The organism is Cupriavidus malaysiensis, from assembly GCF_001854325.1.
GTDB lineage: Bacteria > Pseudomonadota > Gammaproteobacteria > Burkholderiales > Burkholderiaceae > Cupriavidus > Cupriavidus malaysiensis.
In genome coordinates this window covers 3,629,503-3,648,471 of record NZ_CP017754.1, presented here as the reverse complement: position 1 = coordinate 3,648,471, position 18,969 = coordinate 3,629,503, and the positions used below count along the sequence as shown (strand labels likewise).

Annotated in this window: 11 protein-coding genes; 4 read left to right on the top strand and 7 right to left on the bottom strand. The window is 68.2% G+C overall.

The window, feature by feature from the left end; translation table 11 throughout:
• Positions 1-136 precede the first annotated feature (136 nt).
• Entirely contained in the window at positions 137-1,120 is a 984-nt protein-coding gene (locus BKK80_RS16465) for a Bug family tripartite tricarboxylate transporter substrate binding protein (protein ID WP_071016526.1), read from the bottom strand.
• A 348-nt stretch (positions 1,121-1,468) separates the two neighbouring features.
• Between BKK80_RS16465 and BKK80_RS16460 the strand changes: the two genes are divergently transcribed.
• Complete coding sequence (locus BKK80_RS16460; RefSeq protein WP_071038083.1) at positions 1,469-2,350, top strand: LysR substrate-binding domain-containing protein; 882 nt, start codon at positions 1,469-1,471, stop codon at positions 2,348-2,350.
• Positions 2,351-2,518: 168 nt separating this feature from the next.
• Here BKK80_RS16460 and BKK80_RS16455 read toward each other — a convergent pair whose 3' ends face one another.
• Together BKK80_RS16455 and BKK80_RS16450 are read right to left on the bottom strand one after the other, a co-directional pair.
• Positions 2,519-4,021 carry a tripartite tricarboxylate transporter permease gene (locus BKK80_RS16455; RefSeq protein ID WP_071014661.1) on the bottom strand — a complete coding sequence of 501 codons (1,503 nt, stop codon included), beginning with the start codon at positions 4,019-4,021 and terminating at the stop codon, positions 2,519-2,521.
• Positions 4,022-4,033: 12 nt separating this feature from the next.
• Positions 4,034-4,495 (bottom strand): tripartite tricarboxylate transporter TctB family protein, encoded by a 462-nt coding sequence (locus BKK80_RS16450; protein WP_071014658.1) that lies wholly within the window; start codon positions 4,493-4,495, stop codon positions 4,034-4,036.
• Between the two features lie 319 nt (positions 4,496-4,814).
• On the opposite strand from BKK80_RS16450, the gene BKK80_RS16445 reads away from it, so the two are divergent.
• Entirely contained in the window at positions 4,815-6,578 is a 1,764-nt protein-coding gene (locus BKK80_RS16445; RefSeq protein ID WP_071014655.1) for a potassium/proton antiporter, read from the top strand.
• Between the two features lie 33 nt (positions 6,579-6,611).
• On the opposite strand, the gene BKK80_RS16440 is transcribed toward BKK80_RS16445, so the two are convergent.
• From BKK80_RS16440 to BKK80_RS16430, 3 genes are all read right to left on the bottom strand, one after another.
• Positions 6,612-7,616 (bottom strand): tripartite tricarboxylate transporter substrate binding protein, encoded by a 1,005-nt coding sequence (locus BKK80_RS16440; protein ID WP_071014653.1) that lies wholly within the window; start codon positions 7,614-7,616, stop codon positions 6,612-6,614.
• Between the two features lie 76 nt (positions 7,617-7,692).
• The gene (locus tag BKK80_RS16435; RefSeq protein WP_071014651.1) at positions 7,693-8,148 is read right to left on the bottom strand and encodes a DUF2214 family protein; all 456 of its coding nucleotides are present in this window, start codon (positions 8,146-8,148) and stop codon (positions 7,693-7,695) included.
• Positions 8,149-8,326: 178 nt separating this feature from the next.
• On the bottom strand, positions 8,327-9,547 hold the full coding sequence (locus BKK80_RS16430; RefSeq protein WP_071014648.1) for a CaiB/BaiF CoA transferase family protein: 1,221 nt from the start codon (positions 9,545-9,547) through the stop codon (positions 8,327-8,329).
• Between the two features lie 311 nt (positions 9,548-9,858).
• On the opposite strand from BKK80_RS16430, the gene alaS reads away from it, so the two are divergent.
• A complete protein-coding gene (gene alaS / locus BKK80_RS16425; protein WP_071070222.1) occupies positions 9,859-12,483 on the top strand; it encodes an alanine--tRNA ligase in 2,625 nt (874 codons plus the stop codon).
• A 922-nt stretch (positions 12,484-13,405) separates the two neighbouring features.
• Here alaS and BKK80_RS16420 read toward each other — a convergent pair.
• The gene (locus tag BKK80_RS16420; protein ID WP_071070220.1) at positions 13,406-15,751 is read right to left on the bottom strand and encodes a UvrD-helicase domain-containing protein; all 2,346 of its coding nucleotides are present in this window, start codon (positions 15,749-15,751) and stop codon (positions 13,406-13,408) included.
• Between the two features lie 335 nt (positions 15,752-16,086).
• On the opposite strand from BKK80_RS16420, the gene BKK80_RS16415 reads away from it, so the two are divergent.
• On the top strand, positions 16,087-18,954 hold the full coding sequence (locus tag BKK80_RS16415) for a valine--tRNA ligase (protein WP_071070218.1): 2,868 nt from the start codon (positions 16,087-16,089) through the stop codon (positions 18,952-18,954).
• The last annotated feature ends 15 nt before the right edge of the window (positions 18,955-18,969 follow it).

Here is an 18,969-nt window from a genome sequence, read left to right as displayed (position 1 = left end):
TGTGCGTGGTGCCTTGCTAGACCACCCCTCTCCCCCACCCTCTCCCCATGAGGGGAGAGGGAGCCAAGACCTCGTGCTTGGCGCTCGGTGTTGGTGCGCTTGGCGCTCGGTCTTGGCACATCTCCTGGCTATGGCTTCAATCCACCACGATCTTACGTTCCTTGATCAGCTTGCCCCAGCGCGCGCTGTCCTTTTTCACCATGGCGGCGAACTGGGCCGGGGTGCCGCCGACCGGTTCTGCGCCGAGCCTGGCCAGGCGGTCCTTGACCTCGGGGGCCTGGATGGCCTTGTTGAACTCCGCGTTCAGGCGGTTGACGATCTCGGCCGGCAGGCCCTTGGGCCCGTAGATGCCGAACCAGGTGTCGGACTCGAAGCCGGGCAGGCCGGATTCGCTGACGGTCGGGATGTCCGGTACCAGCGGCGAGCGCTTCAGGCTGGTCACGGCCAGTCCCTTGAGCTTGCCGTCCTTCACGTGCGGCAGGCCGGACACGATGCTGTCGAACAGCACATGGACCTTGCCGGACATCAGGTCGGGAATGGCCAGCGCGGTGCCCTTGTAGGGAATGTGGGTGATGAAGACGCCGGCCTGTGCCTTGAAGGCTTCGGCGGTCAGGTGGACCACCGTGCCGGGGCCGCTGGAGGCGTAGTTCAATTGGCCGGGGTGCTTCTTGGCGTAGTCGATCAGCTCGGTGACGTTCTTGACCGGCAGGCTGTTGGGCACCAGCAGCAGGTTGGTGGCGGTCGCCACCTGGCTGACCGGGGTGAAATCGGTCTCGGTGTTGTAGGGCAGGCGCGGCGTGATGTGCGGGCCGATCGCATGCGTGCTGGTGGTGGCGATCAGCAGCGTGTAGCCGTCGGCGGGCGCCTTGGCAGCCATGTCGGAGCCGATCGCGCCGCCGGCGCCGGGACGGTTGTCGACCACGATCTGCTGGCCGATGCTGGTGCTGACCTTCTGCGCGATCGCGCGCGCCAGCAGGTCGGTGGCGCCGCTGGCGGGGAAGGGCACGATCAGCCGGATCGGCTTGCTTGGATAGCTGTCGGCCAGTGCCGGGGTGGCGGCCAGGGAAAGCGCGAGGGCGGTGGCGAGGCCGGTGCCGGCGCGGCGCAACCAGGGGCTCATGAAGGTCTCCGGATCGGAATGGCAGGATGGCGTGCCGATGTGCCGCAGGAGGCGCGGCGCCTGGCTCGGGATCATTATTCCGCGCACTGCCAAACAATAAAAGCTAATATTTCTTTTCGCTGTCACAAGCTTTTCTTGTGTATGCCTGGCACTGTGGCGGTGCATCGCCAAGCAGGGTGGCGGTGTCCCGCCATGTCTTGTGCCATGTCTTGTGCGTGTCTTGTGCCGTGTCTCGTCACCTCTTGCCACTCCTTGCGCGATAGCCGCGCGAAGCCGGCCGCAATGCCGCGGGACCCCGTCCGGCCGCCGAGGGGCCGCGCAGGCCGCCTGCTTTCCTCCCTGTCTGCCATGAGCACCATCCGCTTTCTCCGCACCTTCGTCGCCGTGGCCGAGCATGGCTCCTTCGCTGCCGCCGCCGGTCCCGTGGCACTGACCCAGGCTGCCGTCAGCCTGCAGATGCGCGCGCTCGAGGCCGAGTTGCGGCGCGAGCTGTTCGACCGCGGCGGACGGGTGGCGGTACTCAATGCCGACGGCCGCGAGCTGCTGCCGCAGGCGCGCCGCCTGCTCGCCCTCTACGATGAAATGCGCCTGCCGCTGGCGCCGCCGGAGGCCATGGCCGGCGCGGTCGCGGTGGGGGCGGTGGTGTCGGTGATGGGCGGCCTGTCGCAGGTGGTGGCGCGCATGAAGCAGGCCTATCCCGCGCTGGACATACGGCTGGTCGGCGCCAAGTCGATCGAGCTGGCGGCGCTGGTGGAGTCTGGCGAGCTGGATGCGGCGGTGCTGGTGGAGGGCGCGGGGCGCCTGCCTGGCACGCTGCGCTGGACGCCGCTCTACCAGGAACCGCTGGTGGCCATCGTCGCGCGCGACCATCCCGGCCAGAGCGCGCGCGAGGCGCTCGCCGCCAGCCCCTTCCTGCGCTTCGACCGCGGCCAGCGCACCGGCATGCTGGTGGAGCGGGCGCTGCGCCGTGCCCACCTGCGCGTCAACGAGTTCCTGGAGCTGAACGCGATCGAGGCCCTGGTCGAACTGGTGCGCCAGCAGGTGGGGGTGACGGTGGTGCCGTTGCTGCGGCGTGCGCGCTGGCCGGAGGACGAGGCGCTGCGGGTGCTGCCGCTGCAGGCCGGCGCGCCGGTGATGCGCACCGTCGGCATGCTGGAGCGGCGCGACCATGCACGCCGCCACGTCACCGAGGCGGTGCGCGTGGCCTGTGCGGAGCTGTTCGGCACCTGAGGCACCTGCGGCACCTGAGGCACCTGAGGCACCTGAGGCACCTGCGGCGGCCGAGCGCCGGGCAGCCGGACCGCCGGGCAGGTGAAAAAAAAGGGGGCCGTGTGGCCCCCTTCATCATCCTGGCGACCGGACCCGTGCAGCGGTCCGGGCAGGCCGGTATCAGCGCTATTACTCTTCCTGGAACGCTTCTTCGCGCTTGGCCTTGATCGAAGGCATGGCCACCACCAGCACCAGCAGCGCGGCGCCGATCAGCAGGCCGAGCGACAGCGGGCGGGTGACGAACACGCTGAAGTCACCACGCGACAGCAGCAGCGAGCGGCGGAAGTTCTCTTCCATCATCGGTCCCAGCACGAAGCCGAGCAGCAGCGGCGCCGGCTCGCAGCGCAGCTTGATGAAGAGGTAGCCGATCACGCCGAAGGCGGCGGTCTGGAACACGTCGAAGGTGGTGTTCTGGACCGAGTAGACGCCGATGCAGCAGAACGTCAGGATGGCCGGGAACAGGTAGCGGTAGGGGACCTTCAGCAGCTTCACCCAGACGCCGATCATCGGCAGGTTCAGGATGATCAGCATCAGGTTGCCGATCCACATCGAGGCGATCAGGCCCCAGAACAGCGCGGGGTTGCTGGTCATCACCTGCGGGCCCGGCTGGATGTTGTGGATGGTCATCGCCCCCACCATCAGCGCCATCACCGCGTTGGGCGGGATGCCCAGCGTCAGCAGCGGGATGAAGGAGGTCTGCGCCGCGGCGTTGTTGGCCGATTCCGGACCCGCCACGCCTTCGATCGCGCCCTTGCCGAATTCATGCGCGAACTTGGAGGTCTTCTTCTCCAGCGAGTACGCCGCGAACGAGGCCAGTGCCGCGCCGCCACCCGGCAGGATGCCCAGCGCCGAACCCAGGGCGGTGCCGCGCAGCACGGCCGGGATCATGCGCTTGAAGTCTTCCTTGGTCGGGAACAGGTTGGTCACGTGGTCGGTGAAGGTCTCGCGGGCTTCCTTCTGCTCCAGGTTCGCGATGATCTCCGCGAAGCCGAACACGCCCATGGCGACCGAGACGAAGTTGAGGCCGTCGGTAAGTTCGGGCACGTCGAAGGAGAAGCGCGCGGCGCCCGAATTCACGTCGGTGCCGACCAGGCCGAGCAGCAGGCCCAGCACGATCATGGCGATTGCCTTGACCAGCGAGCCCGACGCCAGCACCACGGCACCGATCAGGCCCAGCACCATCAGCGAGAAGTACTCGGCGGGACCGAACTTGAAGGCCAGTTCCGACAGCGGCGCGGCGAAGGCGGCCAGGATCAGCGTGGCCACGCAGCCGGCGAAGAACGAGCCCAGGCCGGCGGTGGCCAGCGCCACCCCGGCGCGGCCGCGCCGCGCCATCTGGTAGCCGTCGATGGTGGTCACCACCGAGGACGATTCACCGGGCAGGTTGACCAGGATGGCGGTGGTCGAGCCGCCGTACTGGGCGCCGTAGTAGATGCCGGCCAGCATGATCAGCGCGGCCACCGGCGGCAGCGTGTAGGTCACCGGCAGCAGCATGGCGATGGTGGCCAGCGGCCCCAGGCCCGGCAGCACGCCGATCAGGGTGCCCAGCACGCAGCCCAGGAAGGCGTACGCGAGGTTCTGGAAGGACAGGGCGGTCGAGAAGCCCAGTCCGAGGTTGGCGAGTAGTTCCATCAGGCCGTCTCCTTAACCTGCCAGGAATGCCGGCCACACCGGCATCTGAAGATTGATGCCGTACACGAAGGCGCCCATGCTGATCAGCACCAGGATGAAGGCGTTCAGGATCGCGCCCTTCCAGCTGAATTCATGGCTGGCCATCGACGACACCAGCACCAGCACCACCACCGACAGCACCATGCCGAGCGGCTTGAGCAGCAAGCCGAACAGCACCACCGAACCCAGGATCCACAGCAGGATCTTCAGGTCCCAGCGGGCCAGGTGGTCTTTCTCGCTCTTGCTCGACAGCGCGCCGGTCAGAACCAGCGAGCCGAGCAGGGCCAGGACGATGCCGAGCCAGAACGGAAAGTATCCAGGTCCCATCTTGGCGGCGGTTCCCATGGAATAGCCGCGTGCGACCCAGGAAAAGCCCAGACCGACCAGAATGAACATCAGGCCGGAGGCAAAGTCCTTTTGGCTACGTATGCGCAAATTGATTCTCCTCGAAGTAACGCTTGAAATCCGTGCGGTTTGTGCGGCGCAGCATTGCAGTGTTGCCGGCCCGGCCGCGAGGCAGGGTGGAAATTAAGGGGCATACCTTTCAGATACCTTTCGGATGTATTCAAACTTGGTCAATACAAGGGTATGTACCTATAAGACATTCGGAAACATCCGTAGGAATGGGTGCCCGAGGCAGGCCTGGCATGCGGAAAGCGTCACGGAGGCTGCGCTATCATCAGCCGGTAGTTGGCCGGTAGTTGGCCGGCCCGCCCGGGCCGGCCCGAACCATCAAACATCCCCGGGGCGCGGATTGGACAGCATCGAGCACATCATCCTGATCGGCGCCATCGTGATGTCGCTGGGCATCGTGGTGGGCGCCTTCTCGGCACGCTGGGGCGTGCCCTTCCTGCTGGTATTCCTGGCCGTCGGCATGCTGGCCGGGGTGGATGGCCCGGGCGGCATCCGCTTCGCCGATACCTGGCTCAGCTTCCTGGTCGGCAATCTCGCCCTGGCGGTGATCCTGCTCGACGGCGGCCTGCGTACGCGCTACACCACCTTCCGCGTGGCATTGCGGCCCTCGTTGTCACTGGCCACCGTGGGTGTGCTGATCACCACCGGAGTGGTGGGGCTGTTCGCCGCCTGGCTGCTCGGCATCGACTGGAAGCTGGGCCTGCTGCTGGGCGCCATCGTCGGCTCGACCGACGCGGCGGCGGTGTTCTCGCTGCTCAACAGCAGCGGTGTGCGGCTCAAGGAGCGCGTCGCCAGCGTGCTCGAGATCGAGTCGGGCATCAACGACCCGATGGCGATCTTCCTGACCTTGACGCTGATGGAGTGGATCGCCTCGCCGGCGGGCCTGTCCGCGGGCGGCCTCGCCTGGCGCCTGCTGGTGCAGTTCGGCGTGGGCGGAGCGCTCGGCCTCGGCCTCGGATATTGCCTGGCCAATGTGCTGGAGCGCGTGCAGGTGGCCGAAGGCCTGCAGGCGATCCTGCTGTGCGCCGGCGGCGCCATGGTCTTCGCCATCGTGCAGAGCGCCGGAGGCAGCGGTTTCCTGGCGGTCTACCTGGCCGGCATGCTGGTGGGCAACCGCGAGCGCGCGGTCAGCGCGGACACCATGCGCGCCATGGACGGCATGGCCTGGCTGGCACAGTCGGCCATGTTCCTGCTGCTCGGCCTGCTGGTGGCGCCGCACCGGATCTGGGATGTGGCCCTGCCCGCCGTCGCCGTGGCGGCCTTCCTGATGCTGGTGGCCCGTCCGCTGGCGGTGTTCGCCGCGCTGCTGCCGTTCCGCTTCAGCGCGCGCGAGAAGGGTTTCGTGGCCTGGATGGGACTGCGCGGCGCAGTGCCGATCGTGCTGGCACTGTTCCCGATGCTGCATGGCCTGCCCGACGCCGGGTTGCTGTTCCGCATCGCCTTCGCCGTGGTGCTGGCCAGCCTGCTGTTCCAGGGTACGACGGTGGCGCTGGCGGCGCGGCTGGCACGCGTGCTGCGCCAGCCCTATCCCGAGCCGCTGGCGCGCGCGCGGCTGCACGGCACGCGGGCGCCGGCGCTGGACCTGATGCAGTTCAAGGTAGGGGCGGAGGCGCCGGTAGAGAATGTGCGGGCCGACCAGCTGGAGTTGCCGCCGCGCTGCCGGCTGCTGACGGTGGTGCGGGATGCAGCGCTGGCCGCCCCGGAGCAGACCCTGCTGCGGGCGGGCGACCTGGTCTCGGTCCTGGCACCTGCCGCCAGCGTGCCGATGCTGTCGATGCTGTTCCAGGCGCCCGGGCCGGCGCCCGCCTGGGCCCATGCCTCGCATGACTTCCTGCTGTCAGGCGATGCCTTCCTGCGCGATGTGGCGGCACTCTACGGCAGCCGCGCGCTGACGCCGGCCGAGGCACCACTGACCCTGGGCGCAGCCATGCTGCGCGCCTTCGCCTCGCCACCGGTCGAGGGCGACGCGGTGGAGATTGCCGGCCTGAGGCTGACTGCGGTGCGCATGGAAGGGCCGCGTATCCTGCAGGTCGGCCTGCTGCTGCCGCGCAAGCCCGGTGCGCGGCCGCCGCGGGGCGGCGGCGGGGAGCCTGCGGCGGCCTGAATTGCGGCCTGGCCTGCGGCCCCGGGCCGGGCCTCAGTCGACCTTGGCGCCGGACACCTTGACCACCTGGCCGTACTTCTTCAGTTCGCGCTGGATCAGCGCGCCGAACTGCTCGGGCGTGGTCGGCGCCGGCTGGGCGCCGATGCGCGCCAGCATGGCTTTCATGTCGTCGGTCTTGAGGATGGCTACGATGTCATGGTTGAGCCGCTCGACGATCTCGCGCGGCGTGCGCGCCGGCGCCAGCACGCCGAACCAGGTGGAGATGTCGAAGCCTTCGAGCCCCAGGCCCTTGCCGGCCTCGGCGATGGTGGGCAGCTCGGGGAAAGCGGCGGCGCGCGCGGCCGTGGTGACCGCGAAGGCCTTGAGCTTGCCCGCCTTGATATTGGCCGAGGCCGAGGCGAGGTTATCGAAGATCACGTCGGTCTGGCCCGACAGCACCGACAACTGGGCCGGCGCGGCACCGTTGTACGGGATATGGACCATGCTGACATGGGCCATGCTCTTGAACAGCTCGCCCGACAGGTGGCCGGCGCTGCCGTTGCCGCCCGAGGCGTAGTCGAGCTTGCCCGGGTGCTTGCGCGCGTATTCCACCAGGTCGCGCACATTGTTGATATGCAGCTCGGCCGCCTTGCCGGGATGCATCAGCAGCACGTTCGGCACGTCGGCCACCAGGGTGATGGGCGCGAAGTCCTTGACCGGGTCGTAGGGCAGCTTGGAGAACAGGGTCGGGTTGATGGCATGGGTGGCGACAGCGCCCATGACGATGGTGTAGCCGTCCGGGGCCTGCTTGGCGACGTAGTCGGCCCCCAGGTTGCCGCCGGCGCCCGGCCGGTTCTCCACGATCACGGGCTGGCCCAGGCTGTCCTTGAGCTTGTCGCCGATGGCGCGCGCCACGGTGTCGAGCGGGCCGCCGGCCGGGTAGGGCACGACGAACTTGATCGGGCGGGCCGGCCAGGCCGGCGCGGCGGCGGCGGGCGCGGTCCAGGACAGCGGCAGGGCGGCGGCCACCAGCGCGGCGGCGAACACTTTTTTCAGCATGAGGTCTGGTCTCGATTGGAATAGCGGGGCGCAGGTCCCGGCAGCCGGGACGCGCGCCTGGAGGGGCGGGCCGGTTCTATTTGAGGCCGATACCGCGCGCCATCATCACGGCGCACAGCGGCAGCAGGATCAGCAGGTGGGCCTCGATCATGACCCAGCGGCGTGCGCGTTTCAGCTCGGCCTCGGCCGGCACGAAGCCGGGCTCGCTGCGCGCCCGCTTGCGCCAGCGCGAGAAGGCGCGGGTCGGCGGCAGCGAGCACAGCGCGATCACCACGAACACCGTCATCTTGGCGTGGAACCAGGGGTTGGGCAGGTAGAAGCCGGCGCCCTTGGCGCCGAAGAACAGGCGCAGCAGGCCGCTTGCCAGCACCAGCATGGCGCACAGGAAATAGAGCAGGTCGTAGACGGACAGCCGCTTGAGCGCGGCCGGCGTCAGCCCGGGCCTCAGCACCACCGCCTCGGCGGCCAGGAAGGTGATCAGCGCGAAGATGGCGGTGAAATGCAGAAAGGCCAGCAGGGCATCGGTCAGCATGGCTACGGTCTCCTTTGGGCGTGGCGGCGCGACGGCGGACGGCGGGGCTGCGGTACGGACTGCGGTAGGGATCCGGCGCGCGCGGCGACGGCGTGTGCGGGGCCGGCCCGGCCGCGGCTGCCGGGCCGGCCCGTGAGGCTTACCGGCGCCGCTTGCTCGTGCGGCGTATTCGTGTGACTTATACCACGCCTTTGTCGCGCAGCGCGGCAATCTGCTCCGGCGCATAGCCAAGCACGTCCGCCAGCACGTCATCGGTGTGCTCGCCCAGCAGCGGCGGGTGGCGTACCGCCTCGGGCGGGGTGGCGCTCATCTTGATCGGGCTGCCGACCAGCTTGACCGTGCCCGCGCTCGGGTGGGGCAGGTCCACGCGCAGGCCGCGCGCCTTGACCTGCTCGTCGTCGAAGACGTCGTCGAGCGTATTGATCGGGCCGCACGGCACGCCGGCCGCCTCCAGGTCGGCGATCCACTGCGCGCGCGTGCGCGGGCGCACCATCTCGGCCAGGATCGGCACCAGCGTATCGCGCTGCGCGACGCGCTGGGGGTTGGTGGCGAAGCGCGCGTCGTCGGCCAGTTCGGGGCGGCCGCCGGCATTGACGAACTTGCGGAACTGGCCGTCGTTGCCCACCGCCACGATGATCCAGCCGTCGGCCGCCTGGAAGGTCTGGTAGGGCACGATGTTCGGATGGGCATTGCCCCAGCGCTTGGGCGCCACGCCGCTGGCCAGGTAATTGGTGTTCATATTGGCCAGCATGGCCACCTGCACGTCGAGCAGGGCCATGTCGATGTACTGGCCCTCGCCGGTGCGCTCGCGGTGTGCCAGCGCGGCCAGCACGGCGATGGTGGCGTACTGGCCGGTCATCAGGTCGGAGATGGCCACGCCGGCCTTCTGCGGGCCGCCGCCGGGCAGGTCGTCGCGCTCGCCGGTCAGGCTCATGAAGCCGCCCATGCCCTGGACGATGAAGTCGTAGCCCGGGCGGGCGGCATAGGGGCCGGTCTGGCCGAAGCCGGTCACCGAGCAGTAGATGATGTCCGGCTTGACGGCCTTGAGCGAGTCGTAGTCGAGCCCGTATTTCTTGAGCTGGCCGACCTTGTAGTTCTCCAGCACCACATCGCTCTGCGCGGCCAGCGCGCGCACCAGGGCCTGGCCCTCGGGCGTGCTGATGTCGCAGGTGACCGAGCGCTTGTTGCGGTTGGCGGCGAGATAGTAGGCGGCCTCGGCGGTGTCGTCGCCGGCCGGAGTCTGCAGCCAGGGCGGGCCCCAGGTGCGGGTGTCGTCGCCGGCGCCGGGGCGCTCGATCTTGATCACATCGGCGCCGAAGTCGGCGAGGTTCTGGGCGCACCATGGCCCGGCGAGCACGCGGGTCAGGTCGAGAACGCGGAGATGGCTTAAGGCTCCCATGACGGCAGGCAGGAATCGGAAACGAGGAAGGGGTGGAGGAAAGCGGCGGCGCCGGTGCGCAGCGCAGTCGAGGCGCAGCCGGCACGGGCAGGCGCCACTGTAACATCCGCGGCGGCGGGCGCAGCCTTCCTGGCCTGGGGTAAGGGCACGACAAGGCACTCGGATGCGCGGTGCCGGCGCGGCCGGCGGCCGGCGTGGCGCGCATCCGCCCGGGGCTGCCGGGGCAACTGGCTTGCCCGTATAATAAAAAGTTTGCAAATTCCATCCGACCGGCCGTTCACCGCTCCGCCGCGGGACGCCCTTGCCCCAACATGAAAGTCTCCGACATCCGCAGCAAGTTCCTGCAGTACTTCGAGTCGAAGGGCCATACCGTGGTCCGCTCGTCCAGCCTGGTGCCGGCGAACGACCCGACGCTGCTGTTCACCAACTCCGGCATGGTGCAGTTCAAGGACGTCTTCCTCGGCACCGACAAGCGCCCCTACACCCGCGCCACCTCGGCGCAGCGCTCGGTGCGCGCCGGCGGCAAGCACAACGACCTGGAGAACGTGGGCTACACCGCGCGGCACCACACCTTCTTCGAGATGCTGGGCAACTTCTCCTTCGGCGACTATTTCAAGCGCGAAGCGATCCAGTACGCCTGGGAACTGCTGACCCAGGTCTACAAGCTGCCGGCCGACAAGCTGTGGGTCACGGTGTACGAGGAAGACGACGAGGCCTATGACATCTGGGCCAAGGAAGTCGGCGTGCCGGTCGAGCGCATCGTGCGCATCGGTGACAACAAGGGCGCGCGCTACGCCTCGGACAACTTCTGGCAGATGGCCGACACCGGTCCCTGCGGCCCGTGCTCGGAAATCTTCTACGACCACGGCCCGGACGTGTGGGGCGGCCCGCCGGGATCGCCGGACGCCGACGGCGACCGCTACATCGAGATCTGGAACCTGGTGTTCATGCAGTTCAACCGCGACGAGCAGGGCAATATGCCGCGCCTGCCCAAGCCGTGCGTGGACACCGGCATGGGCCTGGAGCGCATCGCCGCGGTGCTGCAGCACGTGCACAGCAACTACGAGATCGACCTGTTCCAGGCACTGATCCAGGCGGCCGGCCGCGAGACGCATACCGCCGACCTGGCGCAGAACTCGCTGAAGGTCATCGCCGACCACATCCGCGCCTGCTCCTTCCTGATCGTCGACGGCGTGATCCCCGGCAACGAAGGCCGCGGCTACGTGCTGCGCCGGATCATCCGCCGCGCCATCCGCCACGGCTACAAGCTGGGCCGGAAGACCCCGTTCTTCCACAAGCTGGTGCCGGACCTGGTGGCGCAGATGGGCGAAGCCTATCCCGAACTTGCCGAGGCGCAGGCACGCGTGATCGAGGTGCTGAAGGCCGAGGAAGAACGCTTCTTCGAGACCATCGAGAACGGCATGTCCATCCTCGACGCGGCCGTGGCCGAACTGAAGTCCCAGGGCGGCAAGGTGCTCGATGGCGAGCTGGCCTTCAAGCTGCACGACACCTTCGGCTTCCCGCTCGACCTGACCCAGGACGTCTGCCGCGAGCAGGAGCTCAGCGTGGACGAGGCCGCCTTCGATGCCGCCATGAGCCGCCAGCGCGAACAGGCGCGCGCGGCCGGCAAGTTCAAGATGGCCGCCGGCCTGGAGTACAACGGCGACAAGACCGCCTTCCACGGCTATGACAAGCTGGTGGTCGACGGTGCCCGCGTGACCGCGCTGTATGTCGACGGCGCCGCCGTCGATGCCATGCAGCCGGGCCAGAGCGGCGTGGTCGTGCTCGACAACACCCCCTTCTACGCCGAATCCGGCGGCCAGGCCGGCGACCAGGGCGTGCTGCAGGCCGGTGCCGCGCAGTTCGCCGTGGCCGATACCACCAAGATCCAGGCCGAAGTGTTCGGCCACCAGGGCACGCTGTCCGGCGCCCCGCTCAAGGTGGGCGACACCGTGCGCGCCGAGGTCGACGCGCTGCGCCGCGCGCGCACCATGCGCAACCACTCGGCCACCCACCTGATGCACAAGGCCCTGCGCGAGGTGCTGGGCGCCCACGTGCAGCAGAAGGGCTCGCTGGTCGACGCCGACAAGACCCGCTTCGACTTCTCGCACAACGCGCCCCTGAGCGACGACGAGATCCGCCGCGTCGAGGAGATCGTCAACGCGGAGATCCTGAAGAACGAAGACACGCGCGCCGAGGTCATGGCCTTCGACGACGCCGTCAAGAGCGGCGCCATGGCGTTGTTCGGCGAGAAGTACGCCGACGACGTGCGCGTGCTGTCGATCGGCAGCTCGAAGGAACTGTGCGGCGGCACCCACGTGCACCGCAGCGGCGACATCGGCCTGTTCAAGATCGTGGTGGAAGGCGGCGTGGCCGCCGGCATCCGCCGGGTCGAGGCAATCACCGGCGACAACGCGCTGCATTACCTGCAGGCGCTCGATGCCAAGCTCAACGAGGCCGCCGCCGCGCTGAAGGCACAGCCGTCCGAACTGGTGCCGCGCATCGGCCAGGTGCAGGAGCAGGTGCGCGCGCTGGAGAAGGAACTGGAGCGCCTGAAGAGCAAGCTGGCCGCCTCGCAGGGCGACGAACTGGCCGCGCAGGCCGTCGACATCAAGGGCCTGAAGGTGCTGGCCGCCCAGCTCGACGGTGCCGACGTCAAGACGCTGCGCGAGACCATGGACAAGCTCAAGGACAAGCTGGGCAGCGCGGCCATCGTGCTGGCCGCGGTAGCCGACGGCAAGGTCAGCCTGATCGCCGGCGTGACCGCCGATGCGACCGCCAAGGTGAAGGCGGGTGAGCTGGTCAACTTTGTCGCCCAGCAGGTCGGCGGCAAGGGCGGCGGCCGCCCGGACATGGCACAGGCCGGTGGCACCGAGCCGGCCAAGCTGCCGCAGGCGCTGGCGGGTGTCAGCGAATGGGTGGCAGGCAAGGTCTGAGGTTTTCGGGCTTGCCGGAGATGTGTTGCGGGGAGGGTGCCGCGGCGCAATAGAACAAAGGGCGCTTCGGCGCCCTTTGTGCTTTGTGGCGTGCGTGGCGGCTCTGCTGGTCGCTGCCGCGGCCGGTGCGGACGTGGTCGGCGCTGCCGATGTCGCGAGCAGGGATGGTGGGCCCCTGATGGCGGGCGGCGAGGTGGTTCGACCATCTGCCGATACCGGGGCGGATGGTCGCTCTCTACTGAATGGCGCTGGTCCTATTGCCGGGAAGTGGCCCCCGGTTTGGCGTGAGGGGCGCTGTTGTGGTTCCTGGCGATTGAAACGCAAAGTGGTCGACGTGGAGTGCCACTCCTCATGGGTGGGCCCGAGCGGACTTCACCCTGGGCCTTCCTTCGTCGAGATCCTGCTGGCAATCACGCTTGCTGCCCGGCTTGCACGGGAGCCCCAGGCCTGCAATGCAACCACGCACGCCGCCAAGGAAGTGGCGCTCCTCCCCGGTAACGGCAGATGGTCGAACTACCAAGGCCGCCTGCCATCAGGGGCAAGGCAATAGAACTCAGGAAGGTCGTAATGCCGTGATGGCCCGCCACGCGAACGGCAGCGACCAGCAGAGCCGCCACGCCCACCACAGCCGGCGACTAAGCCGGCGAGCCTGATTGCTCTGCCCCCGGCAGGGTCTGCTTTCTTTGGGTTACTTTTCTTTGCAGAACGCAAAGAAAAGTGACCGGCAGCCCCCGCAGGGGGATGTCGTACGGTCGTTGGGTCCAACCGCCAACGCCGACCAACAAAATGCGACACCTCAAGCAATCCGAGAGCGGCCGGCCGTTGGGTGCAACCGCCAACACCGCCAACACCGCTCGACAAAGCGCGACACCTCAAGCAGTCCGATAGCGGCCGGCAGTCGGGTCCAAGCCCCAATCCCCAATCAATCAATAGGATCCAGCTTAGCCACAGCCAACGCCAGCCACTTGGCACCATGCCGCTTGAAGTTGATATTGGCGCGCGCATCCGCGCCACTGCCTTCCAGCGCCGTGATCACACCCTCGCCGAACTTGTTGTGGAACACCCCCTGCCCGATGCGGAAGCCACTGCCGGCCTCGCGCTGCGCGTTCGCGTAGTTGTTGCCGCGGTCCATGCCGCCAGTGGGTTTGCTGCCAGTGAAGGGCACGTCCTCCGGCTTCTTGAACCAGTCGCGCCCCCAGCCGCCTTCGTTCTGCCGGCGCGGCTGGCTGCCGGGGCCGGCGGCGGGCGGAGTCAGCCATTTGAGTGCCGCGTCGGGCAGTTCTTCGAAGAAGCGCGAGCGCACGTGGTAGCGCATCTGGCCGTGCAGCACGCGGCTCTGCGCGAAGGACAGGTAGAGGCGCTTGCGCGCGCGCGTGATGGCCACATACATCAGGCGGCGCTCTTCCTCCAGGCCGTCCGGGTCCATCATGCTGTTCTCGTGCGGGAACAGGCCTTCTTCCAGCCCGGTGATGAAGACCACGTCGAACTCCAGGCCCTTGGCGGCATGCACGGTCATCATCTGCACCGCGTCCTGGCCTGCCTGGGCCTGGTTGTCGCCCGCCTCCAGCGAGGCGTGCGTGAGGAAGGCGACCAGCGGCGTCATCACCACCGGCAGCGCTTCCGGGTCCAGCACCTGCTGGACCTGGTCGCCCGCGGCGAGGGCCCGCGTGCCTGCCGGTTCGGCGGGCAGCACGGCGGCGAGCGCATCCAGGCCGTAGCCTTCCTCGACCACGAAGGCCTGCGCCGCCGTCACCAGTTCCTGCAAGTTCTCGATGCGGTCCTGGCCTTCCTTCTCACCCTGGTAGTGGGTGACCAGGCCGCTCGTGTTGGTGACGTGCTCGACCGTCTCGGGCAGCGTCATGCGGCGCGTGTCGGCGCGCATCTGCTCGATCAGCCGCACGAAGGCGCCGAGCGTGCTGCCGGCCTTGCCCGGCACGTAGGCGACCGCCTCGAACAGCGAGCAGTTGTACTGGCGCGCGGCGTCCTGCAGCGTTTCCAGCGAGCGCGCACCGATGCCGCGCGTGGGGAAGTTGACCACGCGGCCGAAGGCAGCGTCGTTGCGCGGGTTCTCCAGCAGCTGCAGGTAGGCCAGCGCGTGCTTGATTTCCGCGCGCTCGAAGAAGCGCAGGCCGCCGTAGACCCGGTAGGGGATGCCGGCCGAGAACAGCGCATGCTCGATCACGCGCGACTGCGCGTTGCTGCGGTAGAGGATGGCGATCTCGGAGCGGCTGGCGCCCTGTGCCACCTGGTCGCGGATCTCGTCGAGCAGCCAGGCCGCTTCGCGCCCGTCGGAGTCGGCCTGGAACACGCGCACCGGCTCGCCGTGGCCGGCGTCGGTACGCAGGTTCTTGCCGAGGCGGCGCGCATTGTGCGAGATCAGGTGGTTGGCCGAGTCCAGGATGTGCCCGTGCGAGCGGTAGTTCTGTTCCAGCTTGATCAGCCGGCGCACGCGGAACTCGTGTTCGAAGTCGCGCATATTGCCGACGTTGGCGCCGCGGAAGGCATAGATGCTCTGGTCGTCGTCGCCCACCGCGAACACCGCCGCCGGATGCTGCGTGCCGAAGCCCGCCAGCAGCTTGAGCCACTGGTACTGCAGCACGTTGGTGTCCTGGAACTCGTCGACCAGGATATGGCGGAAGCGGTGCTGGTAGTGCTGGCGGATGGCGTCGTTGTAGCGCAGCAGTTCGTAGCAGCGCAGCAGCAGTTCGGCGAAGTCGACCACGCCCTCGCGCTGGCACTGCTCGTCGTAGGCGGCGTAGAGGTCGACGAAGCGTTTGTTGAAGTCGTCGTTGGCCTCGACGTCGGCCGGGCGCAGCCCCTGCTCCTTGGCATTGTTGATGAAGTACTGCAGGTTCTTGGCCGGGTACTTCTCGTCGTCGACGTTGTGCGCCTTGAGCAGCCGCTTGAGGGCGGAGAGCTGGTCCTGGCTGTCCAGGATGGCGAAGGTCTGCGGCAGCCCGGCGTCGCGGAAGTGCGCGCGCAGCATGCGGTTGCACAGGCCGTGGAAGGTGCCGATCCACATCGCGCGCGTGTTGACGGGCAGCATGGCCGACAGGCGCGTCTGCATTTCCTTGGCGGCCTTGTTGGTGAAGGTCACCGCCAGGATGCCGGCCGGCGAGACGTGGCCGTTCTGGATCAGCCAGGCGATGCGGGTGGTCAGCACGCGCGTCTTGCCGCTGCCCGCGCCCGCCAGGATCAGGGCCGGTTCGTCGGGCAGGGTGACGGCGGCGAGTTGTTCGGCGTTGAGATTGGCGAGCAGGTCTGGCATCGGGAGGGCCTTGTGGAATGCCAGCGGATTATACCGGGCGGCCTGCGCCGGGGCGGGACGCGCAGGCCTGCCGCGGACGCGTCCGGGGCGGGGTGCGGGGTCCGGCATCCCCTCGCAGGAGGTAGGGGAAAGTGGCACCTGCATCCCTTTTCGAGGTGCACAATGCGGCTCGGATCGATTCCGGATTCGCGCCCTGGCGTTGCCGTGGATGCCGGCCGCCGGGCCATTTCGCGCACCCGCCATGCCGGCTCCCCTATAATTTGTGGTTTGCCCCGGCGCATCCAGCCTGTCCGACCCGGGGGCGCAGAATCCGACGCAATCATCGATACCCGAGCATGACCTCCCAAGACCAGTCCCTCGCCAAGAGCTTCGAACCCTCCGCCATCGAGGCCAAGTGGGGCCCCGAGTGGGAACGGCGCGGCATCGCCCAGCCGACCTTCGATCCGGCCAAGCCCGATTTCGCCATCCAGCTGCCGCCGCCGAACGTGACCGGCACGCTGCACATGGGCCATGCCTTCAACCAGACCATCATGGATGGCCTGGCGCGGCACGCGCGCATGCTGGGCGCCAACACGCTGTGGGTGCCGGGCACGGACCACGCGGGCATCGCCACGCAGATCGTGGTCGAGCGCCAGCTCGAGGCGCAGGGCGTCTCGCGCCATGACCTGGGCCGCGAGAAGTTCACCGAGAAGGTGTGGGCGTGGAAGGAGGAGTCGGGCTCGACCATCACGCGCCAGGTGCGCCGCATGGGCGCCTCGATCGACTGGACGCGCGAGTACTTCACGATGTCGCCGGAGATGTCGAAGGCGGTCACCGAGGTCTTCGTGCGCCTGCACGAGCAGGGCCTGATCTATCGCGGCAAGCGCCTGGTCAACTGGGATCCGGTGCTGGGCACGGCGGTGTCGGACCTGGAGGTGGACAGCGTCGAGGAAGAGGGTTCGCTGTGGCATATCCGCTACCCGCTGGTGGAGGCGGATACCAAGGCCGGCCTGACCCACCTGACCGTCGCCACCACCCGTCCGGAGACCATGCTTGGCGACGTCGCCGTGATGGTCCACCCCGAGGATGAGCGCTATGCCCACCTGATCGGCAAGTCGGTGCACCTGCCGCTGACCGGCCGCCAGATCCCGGTGATCGCCGATGCCTACGTCGACCGCGAGTTCGGCACCGGCGTGGTCAAGGTCACGCCCGCGCACGACTTCAACGACTACGCCGTGGGCCAGCGCCACCAGCTGCCGCAGATCTCCATCCTGACGCTGGATGCCAAGGTGGTGGCCGACGCGCCTGCCGCCTACGCCGGCCTCGACCGCTTCGAGGCGCGCCAGCGCGTCGTTGCCGATCTCGACGCGCAGGGCCTGCTGGCCGAGGTCAAGAAGCACAAGCTGATGACGCCGCGCAGCGAGCGCACCGGCAGCGTGATCGAGCCGATGCTGACCGACCAGTGGTTCGTGGCAATGAGCAAGCCGGCGCCGGAGGGCACCTTCCATCCGGGCCGTTCGATCGCCGAGGTCGCGCTGGAGGCGGTGCAGAGCGGCGAGATCAAGCTGGTGCCGGAGAACTGGAACAGCACCTACAACCAGTGGCTGGAGAACATCCAGGACTGGTGCATCTCGCGCCAGCTCTGGTGGGGCCACCAGATCCCCGCCTGGTACGACGGCGCCGGCAACTGCTACGTGGCGCGCGACGAGCAGGAGGCCCTGGCCAAGGCCCGCGCCGCCGGCTACGACGGCGCGCTGCGCCGCGAGGACGATGTGCTCGACACCTGGTTCTCGTCCGCGCTGGTGCCGTTCTCTTCGCTGGGCTGGCCCGAGCAGACGCCCGAGCTGAAGCACTTCCTGCCGTCGTCGGTGCTGGTCACCGGCTACGACATCATCTTCTTCTGGGTGGCGCGCATGGTCATGATGACCAAGCACTTCACCGGCAAGGTGCCCTTCCATACCGTCTACGTGCACGGCCTGGTGCGCGATTCGGAAGGCAAGAAGATGAGCAAGTCCGAGGGCAACACGCTGGATCCGGTCGACCTGATCGACGGCATCGCGCTCGAGCCGCTGCTGAAGAAGCGCACCACCGGCCTGCGCCGCCCCAAGGACGCGCCCAAGATCGAGGCCAAGACCAAGAAGGAATTCCCCGAGGGTATCCCGGCCTTCGGCGCCGATGCGCTGCGCTTCACCTTCGCTTCGCTGGCCACGCTGGGCCGCAACATCAACTTCGACACCGGTCGCTGCGAGGGCTACCGCAACTTCTGCAACAAGCTGTGGAACGCCACCCGCTTCGTGCTGATGAATACCGAAGGCCATGACTGCGGCCTCGGCCCGTGCAGCAACGACTGCGGCCCCGACGGCTACCTGCATTTCTCGCAGGCCGACCGCTGGATCGTTTCGCTGCTGCAGCGCGTGGAGGCCGAGGTCGAGAAAGGCTTCGCCGAGTACCGCTTCGACAACATCGCCAGTGCCATCTACAAGTTCGTCTGGGACGAGTACTGCGACTGGTACCTGGAACTGGCCAAGGTGCAGATCCAGAACGGCAGCGAGGCGCAGCAGCGCGCCACGCGCCGCACGTTGCTGCGCGTGCTGGAGACGGTGCTGCGCCTGGCCCACCCGGTCATCCCCTTCATCACCGAGGAGCTGTGGCAGAAGGTGGCGCCGCTTGCCGGCCGCGCCAAGGGCGATGGCAGCGAGAGCCTCGCCACCCAGGCCTATCCGCTGCCGGCGCTGGCCAAGATCGACGAGGACGCGGAGCAGTGGGTGGCGCAGCTCAAGGCCGCGGTCGATGCCTGCCGCAACCTGCGCGGTGAAATGAACATCTCGCCGGCGCAGCGGATCCCGCTGTACGCCCATGGCGATCGTGCCTTCCTGCTGTCCGTGGCAGACTACGTGAAGGCGCTGGCGAAACTTTCCGAGGTTCGCGTCTTCGAACAGGAGAGCGAACTGATGGCCGAAGGTGCGGGGGCACCGGTGGCCATCGTCGGCGGCAATCGTCTGCTGCTGAAGATCGAGATCGACGTCGCCGCCGAGCGGGCGCGCCTGGCCAAGGAGGTCGAGCGCATCGGCGGTGAGATCGGCAAGTGCCGGGGCAAGCTCTCGAACGAGAGTTTTGTCGCCAAGGCGCCGCCGGCCGTCGTGGCCCAGGAGCAGCAGCGCCTGGCCGACTTCGAGCAGACCCTGGCCAAGTTGCAGGACCAGCTGCAGCGCTTGCCGGCATGAACCGTGCTTGGCAGG